Raw genomic sequence first — 18,182 nt, 5'->3', positions numbered from 1 at the left:
GTCATGATGAAGAAGTTGCATCGCCCGCTGCTGGCAGCGGCCGCCTGTGCGCTGGCGCTGGGCGCTACCGTGCCCGGCATCGCCAAGGCCAAGGACGCGAAGAAGGAACCCAGCGCCGCCGCCAAGGCCGCGCGGGATTTCAACAAGGATCCCTACCCGTCCAGCTACAAGCCCTATCCCGGCGCGGCGACGGCGCTGGTTGGTGCAACCGTGTTCGACGGCAAGGGCGGCCGGATCGAACGCGGCACGCTGCTGTTCCGCGATGGCAAGCTGGTCGCGCTGGGCGGCGCGGACCTCGCGATTCCCGAGGGCTTCCAGCGGATCGACGCCACCGGCAAGTTCGTGACGCCGGGCATCATCGACGCGCACAGCCATCTGGGTGATTACCCCAGCCCCAGCGTGCAGGCCCATTCCGATGGCAACGAAGCCACCGCGCCGACCACGCCCGAAGTCTGGGCGGAACACAGCGTCTGGCCGCAGGACCCCGGCTTTACCCGCGCGCTGGCCAATGGCGGCGTGACCGCACTGCACGTGCTGCCGGGCAGTGCCAACCTGATGGGCGGGCGCGGCGTGACGCTGAAGAACGTTCCCGCGCGCTCGGTTCAGGGGATGAAGTTCCCCGCCGCGCCTTACACCCTGAAGATGGCCTGCGGCGAAAACCCGAAGCGGGTCTATGGCGGCAAGGGCCGCGCGCCCTCCACCCGGATGGGCAACTTTGCCTATAACCGCGCGACCTGGCTGAAGGCGCAGGACTATCGCCGCAAGCGCGACGAGGGCAAGCTGGAGAGCCGCGACCTGGCGATGGAAACGCTGGTCGGGGTGCTGGACGGCGAGATCCTGGTCCAGAACCACTGCTACCGCGCCGACGAAATGGCACTCGTCCTCGATATGGCGAAGGAATTCGGCTACAAGGTTTCCGCGTTCCACCACGCCGTCGAAGCCTACAAGATCGGCGATATGCTGAAGGCCAATGACACCTGCAGCGCGGTCTGGGCGGACTGGTGGGGCTTCAAGATGGAAGCCTATGACGCGATCCCCGAAAACGCCGGGCTGCTCTACAAGGCGGGCGCGTGTGTGGTGATCCATTCGGACGACGAGAACGGCATCCAGCGGCTCAATCAGGAAGCCGCCAAGGCGCAGGGCGATGCCCGCCGCGCCGGGGTGGACATTTCCGACGCCGAAGTGGTCCGCTGGCTGACGCTGAACCCGGCCAAGGCCGTGGGGATCGACAAGCTGACCGGCAGTCTGGATGCGGGCAAGGCGGCGGACGTGGTGCTGTGGAACGGCAACCCTCTGTCCAATTACTCGCGCCCCGAAAAGGTCTGGGTGGATGGCGCGCTGCTGTTCGATGCGGGCAATCCGAAGCACCGCCCGGTGACCGATTTCGAGCTGGGCCAGCCCGGTGAAGGAGACGTGAAATGAGCGCCCGCAAGCTGACTCTCGCGCCGGCCGCCCTGCTGGCCGCGCTGCTCACCTCGGTCGCCACACCCGCGCTGGCGCAGGACATGGCGATCACCAACGCCACTGTCGTGATCGGCGATGGCTCTGCCCCGATTCCCGGCGGCACCGTGGTGGTGCGCGGCGGCAAGGTCGTCGCGGCCGGGGCCGGGGTAGCCGTGCCGGCTGGCGTGCGGACCATCGATGCCGGCGGCAAATGGGTTACGCCCGGCCTCGTGGTCGCGGTGACCGATCTGGGGCTGGTCGATGTCGAGGCGGTCGAGGAAAGCAACGATGGCGAAGCGGGCAAGGCCCCGTTCAGCGCCGCGCTGGACATTGCCCCCGCGATCAACCCGGTCGCCCAGCCGATCCTGATCAGCCGGGCAGCGGGTGTTACCCGCGCTGCCGTGGCACCGCTGGATACCGGCGCGATCTTTGGCGGGCAGGGCGCAATCATCGATCTGGGGGCAGACAACCAGGCCGTCACCCAGCCGCGCGCGTTCCAGTATGTCGATCTGGGCGAAACCGGTGCGCGCCGGGCCGGGGGCAGCCGCGTTGCCGTTCACGCCGTGCTGCGCAACGCGCTGGTAGAGGCGCGTGAGCTGGCGCGACGGGGCGGCGGAGCGGGTGCAGACCCGCGCCTGGCCGATGCCGCGCCGGAACGGCCGGGCGATGCCCTGCTCACCCGGTTCGACGCTGCGGCGCTGATCCCGGTCGTCAGCGGTCGCCAGCCGCTTTACGTCCGGGCCGAACGTGCGGCGGACATCCGCATCGCACTGGCGCTGAAGACCGATTTCCCGGCGCTGAAGCTGGTGATCGTCGGCGCGTCCGAAGGCTGGATGGCGGCGCGGGAACTCGCCGCGTCGGGCGTGCCGGTGCTGGCCACCCCGCTGAACGACCTGCCTGCCTCGTTCGAGCAGCTGGGCGCGACCCAGTCGAACATCGGGCGGATGGCCGCAGCGGGCGTCAAGGTCGCGCTGGGCGCGTTCTTTGACCAGCCGCGCCATGCCCCGCAATATGCGGGCAATCTGGTGGGCCTGACCAAGGTGCCCGGCGCGACCGGGCTGTCATGGGACAAGGCCTTTGCCGCGATCAGCTCGGTTCCCGCCGAAATCATCGGCCAGGGCGACAAGTTCGGGAGCCTGAAGCCGGGCCGCGCCGGGGACGTCGTGATCTGGGACGGCGACCCGCTCGAAGCGGGTTCCGGCGTGACGCAGGTGTTCATCGACGGGGTCGAACAACCCCTGACCAACCGCCAGACGCGCCTGCGCGACCGGTATCTGATGCCAACCGAGGGCGCATTGCCCAAAGCCTACGACTGGTAGGAGCATAACCAAGGGAGGGTTCCGACATGAATGAAGCGCTTGCCAACCTGATCGCCGCAGCGGTCGCTTTCGTCGGAACCCACTTTGCCTTGTCCCACCCCTTGCGCGGCACCGTGGTGCGGACCGTGGGGGACAAGGGCTTTCAGGCGGTCTATTCGCTGGTCGCGCTGGGTACGTTCGCATGGATGGCGATGGCCTTTCGCGCCGTCCCGCCCGACACCGCACCGCTGTGGGACGGCACCGGCCATGCGATCTGGGGCCTTGCGACGGCACTGATGCTGCTCAGCAGCGTGCTGCTCACCGGATCGTTCTTCGGCAACCCGGCACTCCCCGATCCGCGCGCGGCGGCACTGGCCGAGAAAGCCCCGCACGGCGTGTTCCACGTGACCCGCCACCCGATGATGTGGGCCTTCGCGCTGTGGAGCGTGGCGCACGTGCTTGTTTCCCCCACCCCGCGCGTGATCGTGCTGGCGCTGGCGATGGCCGTGCTCGCGCTGGTGGGATCGCACATGCAGGACCGCAAGAAGGAAGCCGCGATGGGCGCCGCCTGGCAAGGCTGGGAAGCCCGCACGAGCTTCTGGCCGCGCCTGGGCGGGCTGGCCAAGGCGGGAGCGCTGCCGTGGATCGGCGGGATTGTGCTGTGGCTGCTGGGCAGCTGGGCGCACGTGTGGCTGGCCTATGTCCCGGCGGGGCTGTGGCGCTGGATCGGGTAATCGGGGGGCAGGCCGCGCTGGCTTAGCCGTCTGGCTGGGCCGCGTCCGCCGCCGCAATCCGCGCGGCCAGATCGCGCTCAAAGGCGGTCGGCACGATGTGCGCGTTGATCGCGCTGAACACCTGTTGCTTCGAACAATTCAGATGCGCCGTCCAGATCCAGGCATCGCCGAAGAACCCTTTCGCGGCAGTGCCGTTGATCCGGTAGATCAGGCGGCGCCACCTGCCTTCAATCGGAAACCTGGACGGCTTGTAAAGCAGCAGCCAGATCAGGCCCTGGTCGGTTCCGACCCGCTTGATCGAACGGAGCGGAATGACCCTGGCCGAGTGGGCGCGCAGGAGCAGCCCGTTGCCGTCGATCCGCAATTGCACCCGGCGGTCGAACATGCTGCGCAGGAACGCGGCCATCCCGCCGCCGAAGAACAGCAGGCCCAGCGCGCCAAGGATCGCGATCAGGAAGCCGCCATCCGCCAGTCCCTGCGTCAGCATGACAGCGGAAAATGTGGCCAGCGGCGCGGCCAGCAGCGTCCAGCCCAGCAGCTTGGGGATCGAATAGCGCGCCTCGAACGGAGTGGCCGCGCTATCCGCCATGTCAGGCCCGCGCTTCCTCAACCCCCGCCGAGTTGTGGCGCAGCGCCTTCAGCACGCATTCGACGATCTGCGGGGCGTTGAGGCCCGCCGCGTCGTATTGCTTGTCGGGCGAATCGTGGTCCTGGAACACATCGGGCAGGCGCAGGGTGCGGATTTTCAGGCCCGCGTCGGTCAGCCCTTCGTCGCTGGCCATGGTCAGCACGTGCGCGCCCAGCCCGCCGATGGAGCCTTCCTCCACCGTCACCACCACATCGTGCGTGGTCATCAGGCGGCGGATCAGGTCGGTGTCGAGCGGCTTGGCAAAGCGCAAGTCGGCCACCGTGGTCGACAGCCCCTTGGCCTCCAGCGCGTCAGCCGCCTTCAACGCTTCGGCAAGGCGCGTGCCGAGCGAGAGCAGCGCCACCTTGGTGCCTTCGCGCACGATCCGGCCCTTGCCGATTTCCAGCTGCTGCGGGACTTCTGGCAGGGGCACGCCCACGCCATTGCCGCGCGGATAGCGGAAGGCGATCGGGCCGCTGTCATGGCAAGCCGCGGTATAAGTCATGTGGACCAGTTCCGCCTCGTCCGCCGCGGCCATCACCACCAGATTGGGCAGGGTGGCAAGGTACGTGATGTCAAAGCTGCCCGCATGGGTCGCGCCGTCGGCGCCGACCAGCCCGGCCCGGTCAATCGCGAAGCGCACCGGCAGGTTCTGGATCGCGACGTCATGAACGACCTGGTCGAACGCGCGTTGCAGGAAAGTGGAGTAGATCGCGCAGAACGGCCGCATCCCCTGCGCGGCCAGGCCAGCGGCAAAGGTGACGGCGTGCTGTTCGGCAATGCCAACGTCAAAGCTGCGGTCCGGGTGCGCCTTGGCGAACTTGTCCACCCCGGTGCCCGACGGCATCGCGGCGGTGATCGCGCAGATCGTGGGATCGGTGTCCGCCAGCTTGGCCAGCGTTTCCCCGAAGACGTTCTGATAGGCGGGCGCGGTGGCGGCGGCCTTGACCTGCTGGCCGGTCACCACATCGAACTTCTGGACGCCGTGATACTTGTCCGCCGCCTGTTCGGCCGGGACATAGCCCTTGCCCTTTTGCGTCACGACATGGATCAGGCACGGCCCTTCCGCCGCATCGCGGACGTTTTCCAGCACCGGGATCAGCTGGTCCAGGTTGTGGCCGTCAATCGGGCCGACGTAGTAAAAGCCCAGTTCCTCGAACAGGGTGCCGCCCATCGCCATGCCGCGCGCGAATTCGTCGGTCTTCTTGGCGGCGCGGTGCAGCGGTTCGGGCAGCTTGCGCGACAGGCGGCGGGCCAGTTCGCGCAGTTCCAGAAACGGCCGTGACGACACCAGGCGGGCCAGATAGGCCGACAGACCGCCCACCGGGGGCGCAATCGACATGTCGTTGTCGTTCAGGATCACGATCAGGCGGTTGCCGGCCGCTTCGGCGTTGTTCATCGCCTCGTAGGCCATGCCCGCGCTCATCGCGCCGTCGCCGATCACGGCGATGCCCTTGCCCGGCGTACCCGCCAGCTTGTTGGCAATGGCAAAGCCCAGCGCGGCGGAAATCGAGGTGGAGGAATGCGCCGTGCCGAACGGGTCGTATTCGCTCTCGCTGCGCTTGGTGAAGCCGGACAGGCCACCGCCCTGCCGCAAGGTGCGGATCCGGTCACGCCGCCCGGTGATGATCTTGTGCGGATAGGCCTGATGGCCAACGTCCCACACCAGCCGGTCGTCAGGGGTGTTGAACACGTAATGGAGCGCCACGGTCAGCTCCACGACCCCCAGCCCCGAACCGAGGTGCCCACCGGTCTGCCCGACGGCGGCGATCATTTCGGCGCGCAGTTCATCCGCCAGCTGGCGCAGCTGGGCGGGCGCAAGCTTGCGCAGGTCATGCGGGGTGTCGACGGTGTCGAGCAGCGGCGTTGCCGGGTTTGGACTCATCCAAAGCGCCTTACACACAAGTATCTATGGTGTCGATTGATACAAAAGGTGGTGGGCGCCGGGACCATGCGCAAGTCCCGGCGCGCCATCACCTGCCTCAAGGCGTCAGCGCAGCAGTCCGCCCAGCAGTCCGCGCGCGAAGCGGCCCAGCAACTGGCCGCCCAGCGCGGTGCCGATACTTCCAGCCGCCGCACTGGCAGCCGAGGCGAGCGGGGAACCGCTGCTTTTCTTGCCGCTGATCTTGCGGGCAACCATCGTGCCCGCGCTGGCGGCTGCAGCGCCAAACGCGGCCTTGCCGGCCTTTTCCCACAGGCTGGGCGACTGGCGCGGCTGGGCGCGCTGGGTTTCCTCGCCCTGCTCTTCCACCACTTGCGCGGCGGCGGCGGCATCGCTGGCCTTTTGCGCCAGCACTTCGGCGGCGGATTCACGGTCCACCGCCTGGTCATACTTGCCGTCGAACGGACTGATCGACTGGATGATCGCACGCTCCTTGGGCGTGACCGGGCCAAGCCGCGAACGCGGCGGGGCAATCAGCGTGCGCTGGACAATGCCCGGCGCGCCGTCCTCGTCCAGCGTGGAGACCAGCGCCTCGCCAACGCGCAGCTCGGTAATCACCTGCTCCACATCGATGTCGGGGTTGATCCGGAACGTTTCCGCCGCGGCGCGGATCGCCTTCTGGTCGCGCGGGGTGAAGGCGCGCAGCGCGTGCTGAACGCGGTTGCCCAGCTGGCCCGCGATCTTTTCGGGAATGTCGATCGGGTTCTGGGTGACGAAGAACACGCCCACGCCCTTCGACCGGATCAGGCGCACCACCTGCTCCACCTTGTCGAACAGCGCCTTGGGGGCATCGTCGAACAGCAGGTGGGCCTCGTCAAAGAAGAACACCAGCTTGGGCTTCTCCACATCGCCGACTTCGGGCAGCGCCTCGAACAGCTCGGACAGGAGCCACAGCAGGAAAGTGGCGTAAAGCTTGGGGCTTTGCATCAGCGTGTCGGCGGCGAGCACGTTGATCACGCCCTTGCCGGTGTCGTCGCAGCGGATGAAATCGTTGATCTCGAACGCCGGTTCGCCAAAGAAATTCGCCGCGCCCTGGCTTTCGAAGGCCAGCAGCTGGCGCTGGATCGTGCCGACGCTGGCCTTGGAGATGTTGCCATATTGCGCGGCCAGCTCGCTCGCCCGTTCGGCGCAGGCGATCAGCACCTGTTGCAGATCTTCCAGATCGAGCAACAGCAGCCCGTTGTCGTCCGCCCACTTGAAGGCGATGGTCAGCACGCCTTCTTGCGTCTCGTTCAGACCCAGCAGCCGCGCCAGCAGCAGTGGCCCCATTTCGGAGATCGTGGTGCGGATCGGGTGGCCCTGCTTGCCGTAGAGATCCCAGAACACCGCCGGATTATCGCGATAGGCATAATCGGTGATGCCCAGTTCGGCGGCGCGCGCCTCCAGCTTGTCGGCGTGCTTGAAGTCCTTGCTGCCAGCCATCGTGATCCCGGCCAGATCGCCCTTCACGTCGGCCAGGAACACCGGCACCCCGGCGGCCGAGAACTGTTCGGCGATGCCCTGCAAGGTCACGGTCTTACCCGTGCCGGTGGCCCCCGCGATCAGCCCGTGGCGGTTCGCCCGGCTCAGCAGCAGGTGCTGGCGCTCTCCGTTGGCGACAAGGCCGAGGTAGATATCTGTCATGTGCAACTCCAAGCGACTCTGATTGCAGGGAATAAGCGCCGCCATGCACTTGTGCGAGTGGCTTTTTGCATGGCGGGCAATCCCTCGCTAGAAGCGCCCTCAAATGGCTGAACCGTTCATCCTGTTAGACGACGCCCGCCCCAGCGGCGCCAGCGACGCCAGGCTCTATCGCGCCCCGCGCGAGATCGTTGTCGCGCGGCGCGTGGAAGACGTCGCCCCGGCGCTGGCGCGGATCGAGGAACTGCGCGCGGAAGGCTTCGAACTGGCCGGATACATGGCCTATGAGGCGGGCCTCGCGCTGGAGCCGCGCCTGGCCCCGCTCGCCGCAGCGCGGGTCGGCGCGGCGGGGCCGCTGGTGTGGTTCGGCGCGTTCGACGGCTTCGAGGCCATCGCGGCCGATGCCGTGCCGGACTGGCTGGCCGCCCATGCCGAGCCGGGGATTGCCCAGATCGGCCCGGTCGAGCCGCAAGTCTCGCCCGGCGCCTATGCCCGGATGTTCGGCGCGATGCAGGACGCGATTGCGGCGGGGGACATTTATCAGGCCAACCTGACCTTTCCGCTCGCGGGGTCCTTCCGGGGCGATCCGCTGGCGCTCTATGCCGCGATCCGGCCCGCTGCGGGCGCGGGTTATGGCGGGATCGTGTTCGATGGCACGCACTGGCTGCTCAGCCTCTCGCCAGAGCTGTTCTTTGCCACGCGCGACGGGGCGGCGCTGGTCAAACCGATGAAGGGCACGCGCCCGCGCGGCCGCGACGGCGCGGAAGACGCGCGGCTGGCGCAGGAGCTCTCCTCCTCGGTCAAGGACCGGGCCGAGAACCTGATGATCGTCGACCTGATGCGAAACGACCTGTCTCGCGTGGCCGAGGCGGGCAGCGTCAAGGTGGACCGGCCCTTTGCGGTCGAAAGCTATCCCACGGTCCACCAGATGGTCACCACCGTGCGGGCGCGGTTGCAGCCGGGGCGCGGCGCGGCAGACCTGCTGCGTGCGCTGTTCCCGTGCGGTTCGATCACCGGCGCGCCCAAGATTCGGGCGATGGAACTGATCAATGTGGTGGAACGCGATGCGCGCGGGCCGTATTGCGGCGCCATTGGCCGGATCGATGCCGCTGGCGATGCCGCGTTCAATGTGGCAATCCGCACCTTGCGGCTGACGCCGGGCGAAAACGGGCGCGGCAAGGCGGTGCTGGGGGTCGGCTCGGCCATCGTCGCGGATAGTGAGGCACTGCCCGAATGGCGCGAGTGCCTGGTCAAAGGGGGTTTCGTGCGTCTCTACGCCGCCGGATGCGATCTGATCGAGACGATGCGCTTCACCCCAGAAGACGGCATCCCGCTGCTGGAACTGCACCTGGAACGGATCAAGGCGAGCGCAGCGGAACTGGGCTTTGCGTTTGATCGCCATGCCGTCCGTAATGCGATTCAGGCGCTGTGCTTCGAGGCCGATGCGCCCGCGAAGGTCCGGCTCGTGACCGCGCGCAGCGGGGCCTACACGCTGGAGCTGGGCGAACTGCCCCCGCCCTTCGCCGGCCCCGCCCAATGCGCGGTGATGCGCCTGCCGATCGACGCGGGCGACTGGCGACTGCGCCACAAGAGCAGCGACCGCGGCTTTTACGACACCGGCCTGAAAGCCGCCCACGCAGCGGGCGCGCAAGAGGCGCTGTTCCTGCGCGATGATGGCCTGCTGACCGAAGGCTGCTTTACCAACCTGTTCGTCGAGCGCGACGGCAAGCTGCTGACCCCGCCCGCCGGGCTGGGCCTGCTGCCGGGGGTGCTGCGCCGCTCGCTGATCGAAGCGGGCCGGGCCGAGGAGGCGGAATTGACTTTGGACGATCTGGCTGACGGATTTCTGATCGGCAACGCCCTGCGCGGGCTAATGCCGGCGGTGTTGCTGCCATGATTTCCGAAGCTTTGGCCCGCGTCGCCGCATCGCGCACCACCGCGATGACCGACCGCGCGATGGAACTGCGCGCAGCTGGCCATGACATCATCTCGCTATCGGTGGGCGAGCCGGACTTTGCCACGCCCCCGCACGTCATCGCCGCCGCCAAGGCCGCGCTGGATGCGGGCGACACCAAATACACCGCCGTTCCCGGCACCCAGCGCCTGCGCGAAGCCGCCGCGCTGCATTTCCAGCGCGATCTGGGGATCACCGTTCCCCCTTCGCAGGTGATCGTCAGCGCTGGGGGCAAGCAGGCGATCTTTCACGCGCTGCTTGCCACGCTGAATGCGGGCGATGAAGTGCTGATCCCCGCACCGTGGTGGGTCAGTTATCCGGAAATCGTGCGCTTCGCCGGGGCGGACGTGGTTGCCATGCCGACCGACGCCGCCGGGGGGTTCCGCATCACGGCCGCGCAGCTGGAGGCCGCGATCACGCCCAAGACCCGCTGGCTGCTGCTCAACAGCCCCGGCAATCCCACCGGCGCGACGTATCCGGCCGAGGAACTGCGCGGCATCGGCGAAGTGCTGCGCCGCCACCCGCAAGTGCTGGTGATGAGCGACGATATCTATGCCCCGCTGCGCTACACCCCCGGCACCCACGCCACGCTGGCGGTGGAATGCCCGGACCTGGCCGAGCGCGTGCTGACCGTTTCGGGCGTATCCAAGAGCCACGCGATGACCGGCTTTCGCATCGGCGTGTCCGCGGGGCCGCTCTGGCTGATTTCCGCGATGGCGCGGCTGCAATCCCATTCGTCGGGCAATCCGGCCTCGATCAGCCAGGCCGCCGCGGTGGCCGCGTTCGAAGGCCCGCAGGACTTTCTGCTCGACTGGCGCGAAAAGTTCCGCGCGCGGCGCGATCTGTGCGTTGCGGCGCTCAACGCCATTCCAGGCCTGTACACCCCGGTGCCTGACGGTGCATTCTATTGCATGGTCGATGCCGGACCGCTGATGGCCCGCTTTGGCGATGACGAGGCGCTGTGCCTGCACTTGCTGGAACACGGCGTGGCCGTGGTCGCCGCGTCTGCCTTTGGCGGCAGCGCGGGCTTCCGGATCAGTTTTGCCGCGGACGACGCGCGGCTTGAAGAAGCGCTGCGGCGCATAGCCAAGGCCCTTACCTGACATGCAATTTACCATCCTGTTCGAAGACGGCGAAGCCCTGGTCATCGACAAACCCGGCGGCTTGCCGCTTGACCGCCCGCGCGCCGGGGGGCCGTGCATCGAGGATCACGTGGAGCAGCTCCGGCTGGGCTTCCAGCGTTCCCCCGCGCCGGTCCACCGGCTGGACCGCGACACCTCCGGCTGCCTGCTGCTGGCCCGCAATCCCAAGGCGCTGAAGCGGTTTTCCGCCGCGTTCGAGGAAAAGCAGGTCGAAAAGCGCTACCTTGGCGTGGTCGCCGGGGTAGTCGAAGGCGACGAAGGCACGATCGAACTCGCGCTCAAGAAGATCAGCTCTGCCGCCGATGGCTGGCGGATGATCCCGGCCAGGGCGGGCAAGCCCGCCGTCACCCACTGGCGCAAGCTGGCGGTGCACAATGGCCTGACGCTGGTGGAATTCCGCCCCGAAACCGGCCGCACCCACCAGATCCGCGTCCATGCGGCATCGGGTCTGGGCCTGCCGCTGCTGGGCGATCCCATTTATGGCGCCGGGACCGTACCGGGGGCCAAGCGCACAATGCTCCACGCCGCCGGGCTGGTCCTGCACCGCGAAGGCAAGGACCCGATCCGCGCCGCCGCGCCCCTGCCCGCCGATTTCGCCGCGCTGGGCTTTAGCGACGTGGCACCCGCCGGGCACGAGGACGGTTCAGCCGAAGCCTGAAATCGGCTAGGCTGGGGCCATGGTGCTGATCCCCGTCACCCGCCACATCGCCATCGACAGCGACGAGCTGGTCGAAAGCTATGCCCGCGCGTCCGGGCCGGGCGGGCAGCACGTCAACACCACCGACAGCGCGGTGATGCTGCGCTTTGATGTCGCGAACTCCCCCAACCTCCCCGAAGCGGTCAAGCTGCGGCTGGCCGAACTGGCCGGTTCGCGGCTGACTCGCGACGGGGTGCTGGTGCTGCGCAGCGACGGCGCGCGGTCGCAGCTGGTCAACCGGCAGGACGTGCGCGACCGGCTGCTGGCGCTGATCCGCGAAGCCACCATCGTCCCCAAGAAACGCCGCCCGACCAAGCCGACCAAGGCCTCGCAGCAGCGCCGGGTGGAAGGCAAGGCCAAGCGCGCCGCCGTGAAGGCCGGGCGCGGGCGGGTTAAATTCGACTGATCAGCGCGTTGGCGCGGGCGTTGGTGCGGGCGCGGCCTGCGTTGGCGGCGGAGTGACGGGCAGACGCTGCCCTTCCAGCATTTCCGCTGCTTCATCCAGCGCCTTCGCTTCGCCCACGCTGACACCGCCGGGGCCGGGGGCGTTGTCCTGCTTGCCGCAAGCGGTCAGGCAAAGCAGGGCGATCAGGATCGGAACGGCGCGCATCGCGGCATCATACCAGCCGTGCCCCTGAAACGAAAGCGGGCGGCACTTCCCCACCGGGAAGGCCGCCCGCTCCGTGCGTTAGTTTGAAAGCTTACGGCTTGGGCGCTTCCGCCGGAGCCGCTACCGGCTCCATCGCCGCACCCGCATCGGCCGCGGCGGAGGCATCAGCCACCGGGGTCGCCTCGACATCGCCCATCGCTTCTTCGGCCGGCATTTCGACGTTGTCCGCCTGGGCTTCTTCCGAAGCGCTGTCAGAGCTGCCGCAAGCCGAAAGGGCCAGCGCCGCGACGGCGGAGAAAGCGGCAATCGTGAATTTCTTCATAGGTTTAACCTTACCTGTTTGCGGTCCGAAGGGGCGGAAATCCGCCGTCTTGCGATCATTTCTAGCCGAGCGGGCGGGGGCTGCCAACCGCCTTTCACGCCCCGGCAAACAGCGCGCCCTGACGCGGGTTGTATTCATATAAAGATATCTTTATATGCCGCCGCCATGAAGATCGACCCGACCTTGCGCGCGCTGGCGGACCCCACCCGGCTGCGGATCATGCGGCTGCTGGCGCACATGGAACTGGCGGTGGGCGAACTGGCCCAGGTGCTGGGGCAAAGTCAGCCGCGCGTATCCCGTCATGTCCGCATCCTGTGCGATGCCGGTCTGGCTGAACGCCGCAAGGAAGGCAGCTGGGTGTTCCTGCGCAGCGCCATCGGTGAAAACCGCGCGCCGCCGCTGGGTGCCGCCGCCGCCAGGCTGCTGGCTGTGGCCGAGCGCGATGACGCCGCCTTTGCCGCCCGCTGCGGCGAAGACCGTCGCCACCTTGCCGCGATTCGCGCCGCGCGTGAGGAAAGTGCCGAAACCTACTTCGCCCGCCACGCCGCCGAATGGGATACGCTGCGGGTGCTGCACACGCCGGATGGCCCGGTGGAGGCGGCGCTGGCCGAGGCGCTGGGCAACGCCGGCCTTGGCGCACTGCTCGACGTCGGCACCGGCACGGGCCGCATGGCCGAGCTGTTCGCCCCGCGCGCCAGCCACGTCACCGCGCTCGACAAGAGCCCGGAAATGCTGCGCATCGCCCGCGCCCGGTTGCAGCACCTGCCCGCCGATCAGGTCGAGCTGGTGCAAGGTGATTTCACCGCGCTGCCGTTCGATGCCGGCAGTTTCGACACGCTGCTGTTCCACCAGGTGCTGCACTATGCCCAGGCGCCCGAACAAGTGCTGGCCGAGGCCGCGCGCGTCACCCGCGCGGGCGGGCGGATCGCCGTGGTCGACTTTGCCGCGCATGATCGCGAAGACTTGCGCACCCAGCATGCCCATGCCCGCCTGGGCTTTTCGGACGAACAGATGCTGGCGCTGCTGTCCAACGCCGGGTTCGCCGCCGCGCCGCCGGTCGCGCTGCCGGGCAAGCCGCTGACCGTGAAGATCTGGACCGCCGCGCGGTCTGCCGCCCCCGTTTCCTCCCCGAAACCCCCTGCCACACAGGAATCCCGTCCATGAGCCCCGCCATCACCCTGCGCGGGGTTGAAGACCGTCCGCTGTTCGTCACCATCCCCGGCGACTTCCGCGTTTCGTTCGAATTCTTTCCGCCCAAGACGGAAAAGATGGAGCAGCAGCTGTGGGATGCGGTGGTCGAACTCGCGCCGCTGGACCCCAGCTTCGTCTCGGTCACCTATGGCGCGGGCGGTTCCACGCGCGAGCGCACCCACGCCACGGTGGCCCGGATTGCGAATGAAACCCGGCTACCCCCCGCCGCGCACCTGACCTGCGTCGCCGCCAGCAAGGACGAGATTGCCGAAGTCGCCGACCGCTATTGGGAAGCGGGCGTGCGCCACGTGGTCGCCCTGCGCGGCGATCCGCCGCCCGAAACCGGCGGCAAGTTCGTGCCCCATCCCGATGGCTACGCCAGCGCCGCCGAACTGGTGGCCGGCCTGAAGGCGCGCCATCCCTTCGAAATCTCCGTTGCGGCCTATCCCGAAGTCCATCCCGAAGCGCTCAGCGCACAGGCTGATCTCGACAACCTCAAGCGCAAGCTGGATGCCGGGGCGGACCGGGCGATCACCCAGTTCTTCTATTCAACCGACGCCTATTTCCGGTTCATCGACAAGGTGCTTGCCGCCGGGATCACCGCACCGATCCTGCCGGGGATCATGCCGGTCACCAATTTCGCCGCGATCCGCCGGATGAGCGGGAACACCGAAATTCCGGGCTGGATGGTCAACCTGTTCGACGGCCTCGATGCCCTGCCGGGGCCGCGCGCGCATATTGCCGCTGCCGTCGCCGCTGACCTGTGCCGCCGCCTTTACCAGGGCGGGGTGCGCGATTTCCACTTCTACACTCTCAACCGCGCCGACCAGACTTATGCGATCTGCCACCTGCTCGGCCTGCGACCCAAGGACCATGCCGCATGACCCCGCGCGAATCCCTGCTGGCCCAGGCGGCCCGGCGCATCCTGATTACCGACGGCGCGTTCGGCACCGAAATCCAGAACTGGAAGCTGACCGAGGCGGACTATGCCGGGTCGCTGGGGCTGGCCAAGGACCAGAAGGGCAACAACGACATTCTGGCGCTGACCAAGCCCGAAGTGCCCGAATCGATCCACCGCGCCTATTTCGCGGCCGGAGCGGACATCGCCGAAACCAACACGTTCTCCGCCAACCGGATCAGCCAGGCGGACTATGCCGCCGAACATCTGGTGCGCGAAATCAATGTCGAGTCAGCCCGGATGGCCCGCCGCGTCGCGGATGAATTCACCGCGCAGGATGGCCGTCCGCGCTTTGTGGCGGGCGCGATCGGGCCGACCAACAAGACGCTCTCGCTGTCCCCCGACGTCAACGATCCCGGCTTTCGCGAGATCGACTGGGATCACCTAGTTGAAGTCTATCACGAACAGGCCGCCGCGCTGGTTGAAGGCGGAGCGGATTTCATCCTGGTCGAAACCGTGTTTGACACACTGAACTGCAAGGCCGCGATCATGGCGGTCAAGCAGCTGGAGCGCGAGCTGGCCCGCGAAGTGCCGCTGATGCTGTCGATGACACTGACCGACCTGTCGGGCCGCAACCTGTCGGGCCATACGGTCGAGGCGTTCTGGTACGCGGTGCGCCACGCGAAACCGGTGACCGTGGGGCTGAACTGCTCGTTCGGGGCGACCCAGCTGCGCCCGCACGTGCGGGCACTGTCGCAGATCGCCGATACGCTGATCATGGTCTATCCCAATGCGGGCCTGCCCAATGAGCTGGGCCAGTATGACGAGCTGCCCGGCACCACCGCCGCGCTGGTGCGCGAGTGGGCCGAGGCCGGGCAAGTCAACGTGCTGGGCGGCTGCTGTGGCTCCACCCCCGCGCATATCGCGGCGATTGCAAAGGCCGCCGCCGCCCTCCCCCCGCGCGCGCTGCCCACGCCGGAGCGCGTGACCCGGCTGGCCGGGCTTGAACCTTTTATCATGGCTGCCTGATCCAATGACCGTCCAATCAACTGACCGCCCGACCGGATCGTCGTTCGTCAATGTTGGCGAACGCACCAACGTCACCGGCTCTGCCGCGTTCAAGAAGCTGATCCTGGCGGGGGACTACGCCAAGGCGGTCGAAGTCGCGCGCCAGCAGGTGGAAAACGGGGCGCAGATCATCGACGTGAACATGGATGAAGGGCTGCTCGACGCCGTCCACGCCATGACCACGTTCCTGAAACTGATCGCCGCCGAACCCGATATCGCCCGCGTGCCGGTGATGATCGACAGTTCGAAGTGGGACGTGATCGAGGCCGGCCTGAAGTGCGTATCGGGCAAGCCGATCGTCAATTCGATCTCGATGAAGGAAGGCGAGGAAGCCTTTCTGCAGCAGGCCCGCCTGTGCATGGAATATGGCGCGGCGGTGGTCGTCATGGCGTTCGACGAGAAAGGCCAGGCCGACACCAAGGACCGCAAGGTCGAAATCTGCGAACGCGCCTACAACCTGCTGACGGGCATCGGCTTTCCGCCCGAAGACATCATTTTCGATCCCAACGTGTTCGCCGTGGCGACCGGGATCGAGGAGCATGATCGCTACGCGCTCGACTTCATCGAGGCCACGCGCGAAATCAAGGCGCGCTGCCCGCATGTGCACATTTCGGGCGGGCTGTCGAACCTGTCGTTCAGCTTCCGCGGGAACGAGACGGTGCGCCGGGCGATGCACTCCGTGTTCCTCTATCACGCCATTCCGGCGGGCATGGACATGGCCATCGTCAATGCCGGGCAGCTTGACATCTATGATCAGATCGACCCCGTCCTGCGCGAAGCCTGCGAGGATGTGATCCTGTGCCGGGCGCCCGCCGCCGGGGGCGAGCGGACCGCCACCGAGCGGTTGATCGACCTCGCCGAAAGCTACAAGGGCCAGGACAAGGTTGCCGAAAAGGCCGCGGAGGAGTGGCGCGGCTGGGACGTCGTGCGGCGGCTGGAACACGCGCTGGTCAAGGGCATCGACGCCCATATCGTCGAGGATACCGAGGAAGCCCGCCTGCTTCACGCGCGCCCGATCGAAGTGATCGAAGGCCCGCTGATGGCCGGGATGAACACCGTTGGCGACCTGTTCGGCGCGGGCAAGATGTTCCTGCCGCAAGTGGTGAAATCCGCCCGCGTCATGAAAAAGGCGGTCGCCCACCTGATCCCCTACATCGAGGCGGAGAAGGAAGCCGGGGCCAAGGCCAAGGGCCGGATCGTGATGGCGACCGTGAAGGGCGACGTCCACGACATCGGCAAGAACATCGTCGGCGTCGTGCTGCAATGCAACGGCTATGAGGTGATCGACCTGGGCGTGATGGTGCCGTGGTCGACCATTCTGGAAACCGCGAAACAAGAAGACGCCGACATCATCGGTCTGTCCGGCCTGATCACCCCCAGCCTCGATGAAATGGTCACCGTGGCGGAGGAAATGCAGCGCGCCGGATTCACCATTCCGCTGCTGATCGGCGGGGCGACCACCAGCAAGGTCCACACCGCGCTGAAGATCGATCCCGCCTATGACGGCCCGGTGATCCACGTGCTGGATGCCAGCCGCGCGGTGGGCGTGGCCAGCCAGCTGCTGTCCGATACCCAGCGCGATCCGTTCGTGAAGGCAACGGCGGAAGACTATCGCCATGTCCGCGATGTTCGCTCCGGCAAGGACGCCTCGATCCTGCTCAGCCTTGAGGACGCGCGCGCCAACAGCTTCAAGCCGGACCTGTCGGAAAAGGCCCCCCCGCCCGAACAGCCCGGCATCCACGTATTCCCGGACTGGGATCTCGCCGATCTGGTCGAATGCTTCGACTGGACTCCGTTCTTCCGCGCGTGGGAACTGGCCGGCACGTTCCCCGCGATCCTGTCGGACGAGATCGTCGGTGAAAGCGCGCAGGCGCTCTACAAGGATGCGCGGGCGATGCTGGAGCGGATCGTCAGTGAAAAGTGGCTGACCGCGCGCGGCGTCGTCGGCTTCTGGCCCTGCGCGCGCGATGGCGACGATGTGGAGCTCTATCTGGCAGAGGAGGAACGCCACGTGCGCCTGCCGTTCCTGCGCCAGCAGATCCGCAAGAGCAAGACCCGCGCGAACTTCTGTCTGGCCGATTTCGTCGACCCGGACGGGGACTGGATCGGCGGCTTCGCGGTGGGCATCCACGGGATCGAACCGCATCTGGAACGCTTCCGCGCAAACCATGACGATTACAACGACATCCTGCTGAAAGCGCTGGCCGACCGCTTTGCCGAAGCCTTTGCCGAGCGTCTGCACCAGCACGTGCGGACCACGTTGTGGGCCTATGCCCCCGGCGAGCAGCTGACCAACGAGGCGCTGATCCGCGAGCAGTATCGCGGCATTCGCCCCGCCCCCGGCTATCCCGCCTGCCCGGACCACAGCCTGAAGCCGATCCTGTTCGATCTGCTGAACGCGGGCGAAAACGCCGGGATCGTGCTGACCGAAAGCCAAGCGATGCTGCCGACGGCGGCGGTGTCGGGCTTTTACTTCGCCCACCCCGAAAGCCAGTATTTCGGCGTGGCGCGGATCGGCCGCGACCAGCTGGAAGACTATGCCGCACGGCGGGGCATGCCGCTGGCCGAAACGGAGCGCTGGGTAAGGCCCAATCTGGATTGAGCGCGGCGCTCGACACTGGCGGCGGTGGCTGGC

The 18,182-nt window shown here is 67.4% G+C and carries 16 protein-coding genes; 11 read left to right on the top strand and 5 right to left on the bottom strand.

The annotated features are described in order from the left end of the window. Nucleotides 1-3 precede the first annotated feature (3 nt). Genes IE113_RS01135 through IE113_RS01125 form a run of 3 tightly spaced genes read left to right on the top strand, consistent with a single transcriptional unit; the run spans nt 4 to nt 3,475 of the window. Nucleotides 4-1,422, top strand: coding sequence for an amidohydrolase (locus tag IE113_RS01135; RefSeq protein WP_189538587.1), 1,419 nt, complete (start codon nt 4-6; stop codon nt 1,420-1,422). Next, nucleotides 1,419-2,762: an amidohydrolase family protein gene (locus IE113_RS01130; RefSeq protein WP_189538586.1), complete on the top strand. Its 1,344-nt coding sequence runs from the start codon at nt 1,419-1,421 to the stop codon at nt 2,760-2,762. The genes IE113_RS01135 and IE113_RS01130 overlap by 4 nt, the downstream gene beginning before the upstream one ends. Nucleotides 2,763-2,788: 26 nt before the next feature. Continuing rightward, nucleotides 2,789-3,475, top strand: a complete 687-nt coding sequence (locus IE113_RS01125) for an NnrU family protein (RefSeq protein ID WP_189538585.1) — start codon at nt 2,789-2,791, stop codon at nt 3,473-3,475. 22 nt (nt 3,476-3,497) lie between these two features. On the opposite strand, the gene IE113_RS01120 is transcribed toward IE113_RS01125, so the two are convergent. The 3 genes from IE113_RS01120 to IE113_RS01110 all read right to left on the bottom strand — a co-directional run bounded on the left by IE113_RS01120 (nt 3,498) and on the right by IE113_RS01110 (nt 7,668). Then, nucleotides 3,498-4,064 carry a hypothetical protein gene (locus IE113_RS01120; protein ID WP_189538584.1) on the bottom strand — a complete coding sequence of 189 codons (567 nt, stop codon included), beginning with the start codon at nt 4,062-4,064 and terminating at the stop codon, nt 3,498-3,500. 1 nt (nt 4,065) lies between these two features. Continuing rightward, a complete protein-coding gene (dxs, locus tag IE113_RS01115; RefSeq protein WP_189538583.1) occupies nt 4,066-5,988 on the bottom strand; it encodes a 1-deoxy-D-xylulose-5-phosphate synthase in 1,923 nt (640 codons plus the stop codon). Nucleotides 5,989-6,093: 105 nt separating this feature from the next. Further along, the gene (locus IE113_RS01110; RefSeq protein ID WP_189538582.1) at nt 6,094-7,668 is read right to left on the bottom strand and encodes a helicase HerA-like domain-containing protein; all 1,575 of its coding nucleotides are present in this window, start codon (nt 7,666-7,668) and stop codon (nt 6,094-6,096) included. A gap of 103 nt (nt 7,669-7,771) precedes the next feature. On the opposite strand from IE113_RS01110, the gene pabB reads away from it, so the two are divergent. From pabB to arfB, 4 genes are read left to right on the top strand one after another with little or no spacing between them, the layout of a single operon-like run. Further along, complete coding sequence (pabB, locus tag IE113_RS01105) at nt 7,772-9,562, top strand: aminodeoxychorismate synthase component I (RefSeq protein ID WP_189538581.1); 1,791 nt, start codon at nt 7,772-7,774, stop codon at nt 9,560-9,562. Further along, nucleotides 9,559-10,722 carry a pyridoxal phosphate-dependent aminotransferase gene (locus IE113_RS01100; protein WP_229822035.1) on the top strand — a complete coding sequence of 388 codons (1,164 nt, stop codon included), beginning with the start codon at nt 9,559-9,561 and terminating at the stop codon, nt 10,720-10,722. Before pabB ends, IE113_RS01100 begins: the two co-directional genes overlap by 4 nt. Before the next feature lies 1 nt (nt 10,723). Then, entirely contained in the window at nt 10,724-11,419 is a 696-nt protein-coding gene (locus IE113_RS01095; protein ID WP_189538580.1) for an RluA family pseudouridine synthase, read from the top strand. Between the two features lie 19 nt (nt 11,420-11,438). Then, nucleotides 11,439-11,864, top strand: a complete 426-nt coding sequence (arfB, locus tag IE113_RS01090) for an alternative ribosome rescue aminoacyl-tRNA hydrolase ArfB (protein ID WP_189538579.1) — start codon at nt 11,439-11,441, stop codon at nt 11,862-11,864. On the opposite strand, the gene IE113_RS01085 is transcribed toward arfB, so the two are convergent. Further along, entirely contained in the window at nt 11,865-12,068 is a 204-nt protein-coding gene (locus IE113_RS01085) for a hypothetical protein (protein WP_189538578.1), read from the bottom strand. Nucleotides 12,069-12,159: 91 nt separating this feature from the next. After that, nucleotides 12,160-12,390: a hypothetical protein gene (locus tag IE113_RS01080; protein WP_189538577.1), complete on the bottom strand. Its 231-nt coding sequence runs from the start codon at nt 12,388-12,390 to the stop codon at nt 12,160-12,162. Between the two features lie 165 nt (nt 12,391-12,555). Here IE113_RS01080 and IE113_RS01075 point away from each other — a divergent pair, with 165 nt between their 5' ends. Genes IE113_RS01075 through metH form a run of 4 tightly spaced genes read left to right on the top strand, consistent with a single transcriptional unit; the run spans nt 12,556 to nt 18,149 of the window. Then, a complete protein-coding gene (locus tag IE113_RS01075; RefSeq protein WP_189538576.1) occupies nt 12,556-13,554 on the top strand; it encodes an ArsR/SmtB family transcription factor in 999 nt (332 codons plus the stop codon). Beyond that, on the top strand, nt 13,551-14,465 hold the full coding sequence (gene metF, locus IE113_RS01070) for a methylenetetrahydrofolate reductase [NAD(P)H] (RefSeq protein ID WP_189538575.1): 915 nt from the start codon (nt 13,551-13,553) through the stop codon (nt 14,463-14,465). The genes IE113_RS01075 and metF overlap by 4 nt, the downstream gene beginning before the upstream one ends. After that, nucleotides 14,462-15,508, top strand: coding sequence for a homocysteine S-methyltransferase family protein (locus tag IE113_RS01065; protein WP_189538574.1), 1,047 nt, complete (start codon nt 14,462-14,464; stop codon nt 15,506-15,508). The genes metF and IE113_RS01065 overlap by 4 nt, the downstream gene beginning before the upstream one ends. Nucleotides 15,509-15,512: 4 nt before the next feature. Beyond that, on the top strand, nt 15,513-18,149 hold the full coding sequence (gene metH / locus IE113_RS01060; protein WP_189538573.1) for a methionine synthase: 2,637 nt from the start codon (nt 15,513-15,515) through the stop codon (nt 18,147-18,149). Nucleotides 18,150-18,182: the final 33 nt, after the last annotated feature.

The sequence above is a fragment of the Novosphingobium arvoryzae genome, assembly GCF_014652615.1.
GTDB classification, from domain to species: domain Bacteria; phylum Pseudomonadota; class Alphaproteobacteria; order Sphingomonadales; family Sphingomonadaceae; genus Novosphingobium; species Novosphingobium arvoryzae.
This window is presented reverse-complemented; position numbering and strand designations above follow the sequence as displayed.